Below are 2,866 nucleotides of genomic sequence, written 5' to 3'. Positions count from 1 at the left end.
AAGCCTCTCGAGTGCGTTAAGGTCCATCCAGGGGGTAGAGGAGGTCCGCTGGCTATAAGGGCCGGACCCAGACCTCCCGCGTCCTAGGCCCGTCGAACTCCGCCAGGAAGACCTGCTGCCACCGGCCGAGCCTAAACCGCCCGCCCTCCGCCAAAAGGAGAAGGGAAACCCCGGTAAGGAGGGTTTTTAGGTGGGCGTGGGAGTTCCCTTCCAGGTGCCGGTCCCTGGGGTGAGCCATCGGGGCCAGCTCCGCAAGCCGCATGAGGAGGTCGTGGGCCACCTCCGGGTCCGCCCCCTCCTGCACGGTGAGGGCGCAGGTGGTGTGAGGGACGAACAGGTAGACCAGCCCGGTATGCCCCTCCAAAACCTCTTCCACCTGCCGGGTAATGTTTACGAAACCTTCCTTGGGCGTGGGGACACGGATGGACCGCATGCCCCCATGGTACCAGGGGCTCGCCGGGGGTTTCATAAGCCCCCCTTTATACACCCCTCCCAAGAGGGGCCTCAGAGGGCCAGCCGGGTCACCCTGAGCACAAACCGCCAGGGGATGGGGAAGGTCCGGTCCAGGTCCCCGTACTCCGCCTCCGCCCAGGCCCAAAGCTGCACCACCGCCCGGTGGTGGACCTCCTCCGGGACAGTCCAGGTGAAAGAGTAGAGCCTCTCCTGTATGTTCTCCAGGCTCTGCCGGAGGCTTCGCTCCTCCGTCCATCTGGCCACAACGCCCGTCCTAGGGGCGAGGCCCAGCTCCTTAAGGGCGGCCTCCACCTGGCCAAGCCGCCTCCTATGCCGGCCCCTTTCCACCTTCACCCCTTCCTCGGCCACGAAGCGGCGCCAGGCCTCCTGCACCCTGAAGTCCTCCGAGGCCTCAGCCTCGTCCCACCCCTCCAAGAGGACCCCCCCGGGCCTGAGGACCCTCAGGGCCTCGGCCAAAGCCCGGGGCCAGTCCTCCAGAAGGTGCCACAGGTGGACGACGACCACCGCGTCCACGCTCTCATCTTCCAAGGGGATGTCCCGGGCATCCGCCTGGAGGATGCGCACCTTCCGCGTAACGCCCGCCACCTTTTGTCGGAAGACGTCGAGCATGGCGGAACTGGTGTCCAAAGCCAGGTAGCGGTACCCCCGGGCGATGAGGGGCAGGGCGATCCGCCCCGTCCCCACCCCGAGCTCCAAGAAGACGGGGTCCTCTACCCCCGAGACCTCCCCCGCCATCGCCCCCGCCACCTGCCCCGAGACCTCCGGAGGATGGGCGCGGGCGCGGTCGTAGGCGTAGGCCACCCGGCTCGCGAACACCATGGCCCTTCCTCATACTACACCGGTATACTCCGGGCTATGAAAGGCCTCATCCTTGCCGCGGGCCGAGGGACCCGCCTAAGGCCCCTCACCCACACCCGGCCTAAGCCCGTCATCCGGGTGGCGGGCCGGCCCATCCTGCACTACGCCGTGGAAAACCTCCTCCAGGCGGGCATCCGGGAGGTCGGCGTGGTGGTCTCCCCAGAAACCCATAAGGACATTGCAGAAAGCCTCAGACACTTTCCAAAACCCTTCCGACCGACCTATATCCTCCAGGAAGAGCCCCAGGGCCTAGCCCACGCGGTCCAGGTGGCCCAGGGATGGCTTGGCGAAACCCCCTTTGTCCTCTACCTGGGGGACAACCTTTTTCAAAGGGGCATCCAGGACTTCCTGGCACCCTTCCAGAAGGGGGTTAGCGCGGTCATTGCCCTGGCGGAGGTGGAAGACCCCCGGCAGTTCGGGGTGGCGGTGGTGGAGGATGGACGGGTCCGGAGGCTTTTGGAGAAGCCTCAGAACCCTCCGAGCCGCCTGGCCGTGGCAGGGGTGTACGTCTTCACGCCGGAGGTGCACGAGGTGATCGCCACCTTAAAGCCCAGCGCCCGGGGGGAGTATGAGATCACGGACGCCATCCAGGCCCTGGTCGACCAGGGGAAGACCGTCCTCGGGGTCCAGGTCCAGGGCTGGTGGAAGGACACGGGCAGGCCCGAGGACCTTCTGGATGCCAACCGCCTCCTCCTAGAAGCCCTCGAGCCCCGCCTGGAAGGCGAGGTCACGGGAAGCCGGCTGGTGGGCCGGGTGGTGGTGGAAAAGGGCGCCTCGGTACGGAACAGCACCCTGATCGGCCCCGTGCACGTGGCCGAGGGGGCCAGGGTGGAGGAGGCCTACCTCGGCCCCTTCACCTCGGTGGGGCCATACGCCGTGGTGCGCAAGGCGGAGGTGGAGTACGCCATCCTGGAAGACGAGGCCCAGGTGGAGGAGGTCCACGTCCGGCTCCAGGAGAGCATCCTGGGCGTGAAGGCGGAGGTCCGGGGGAAAAACGGCCTTCCCCGGACCCACCGCCTCATCCTGGGGGACCTCTCCCGGGCAGAGCTTGCGTAAGCTAGACTCAAATTTTCCTAAGCGCTTGTGCTATACTCTGGCCAGGAGGTGTAGGAATGTTTCCCCGCATCTACACCAAGGAGGAGGCCGATCAGCTCCTTCCGGAGCTCCGCCGGGTCCTGGCCCAGATGCGGGAGGCCAAAAGGGGCCTGGAGGAGGCTCTAAGGCGGCTTCCCAAGGCTCGAGGCCTGGAAAGGAAAGCCCTGGAGGAGGAGGCGCGGTTTCTCAAGGCCTCCCTCGAGGCCGACCTTCAGTACTTAAGCCGTCTGGGCGTCTTCCTCAAGGACCTGGAGAAGGGCCTTGTGGACTTTCCCGCCCGGCTAGAGGGCCAGGTGGTCTTCCTCTGCTGGCAGGAGGGGGAGCCCGAGGTCCTCCACTGGCACCCCCTGGCCGAGGGGTTTAGAGCCAGGCGGCCCCTTAAGGAAACCCTCCTTACCCCTCCGCCTCCCGAAACGCCCTTAGCCGCTCGAGGTCCTCA

General features: G+C 66.5%; 4 protein-coding genes. 2 read left to right on the top strand and 2 right to left on the bottom strand.

Features of this window, described 5'->3' with window-relative positions:
* Positions 1–52: 52 nt before the first annotated feature.
* Positions 53–433 carry a secondary thiamine-phosphate synthase enzyme YjbQ gene (locus C4301_RS09730; protein WP_352414871.1) on the bottom strand — a complete coding sequence of 127 codons (381 nt, stop codon included), beginning with the start codon at positions 431–433 and terminating at the stop codon, positions 53–55.
* A gap of 71 nt (positions 434–504) precedes the next feature.
* Entirely contained in the window at positions 505–1,293 is a 789-nt protein-coding gene (locus C4301_RS09725; protein WP_352414870.1) for a class I SAM-dependent methyltransferase, read from the bottom strand.
* A 36-nt stretch (positions 1,294–1,329) separates the two neighbouring features.
* Between C4301_RS09725 and C4301_RS09720 the strand changes: the two genes are divergently transcribed.
* Together C4301_RS09720 and C4301_RS09715 are read left to right on the top strand one after the other, a co-directional pair.
* Positions 1,330–2,388: a glucose-1-phosphate thymidylyltransferase gene (locus C4301_RS09720; protein WP_352414869.1), complete on the top strand. Its 1,059-nt coding sequence runs from the start codon at positions 1,330–1,332 to the stop codon at positions 2,386–2,388.
* Between the two features lie 56 nt (positions 2,389–2,444).
* On the top strand, positions 2,445–2,866 hold a 422-nt coding region (locus C4301_RS09715), incomplete at its 3' end, for a DUF2203 domain-containing protein (RefSeq protein WP_352414868.1).

This window comes from Thermus sp., from assembly GCF_040290245.1.
Classification (GTDB): Bacteria; Deinococcota; Deinococci; order Deinococcales; family Thermaceae; genus Thermus_A.
This window is presented reverse-complemented; position numbering and strand designations above follow the sequence as displayed.

Bases quoted from the DNA above. Each gene is read 5' to 3' on its own strand.
- C4301_RS09730 (WP_352414871.1), bottom strand. From the start codon at position 433: ATGCGGTCCATCCGTGTCCCCACGCCCAAGGAAGGTTTCGTAAACATT.
- C4301_RS09725 (WP_352414870.1), bottom strand. From the start codon at position 1,293: ATGGTGTTCGCGAGCCGGGTGGCCTACGCCTACGACCGCGCCCGCGCC.
- C4301_RS09720 (WP_352414869.1), top strand. From the start codon at position 1,330: ATGAAAGGCCTCATCCTTGCCGCGGGCCGAGGGACCCGCCTAAGGCCC.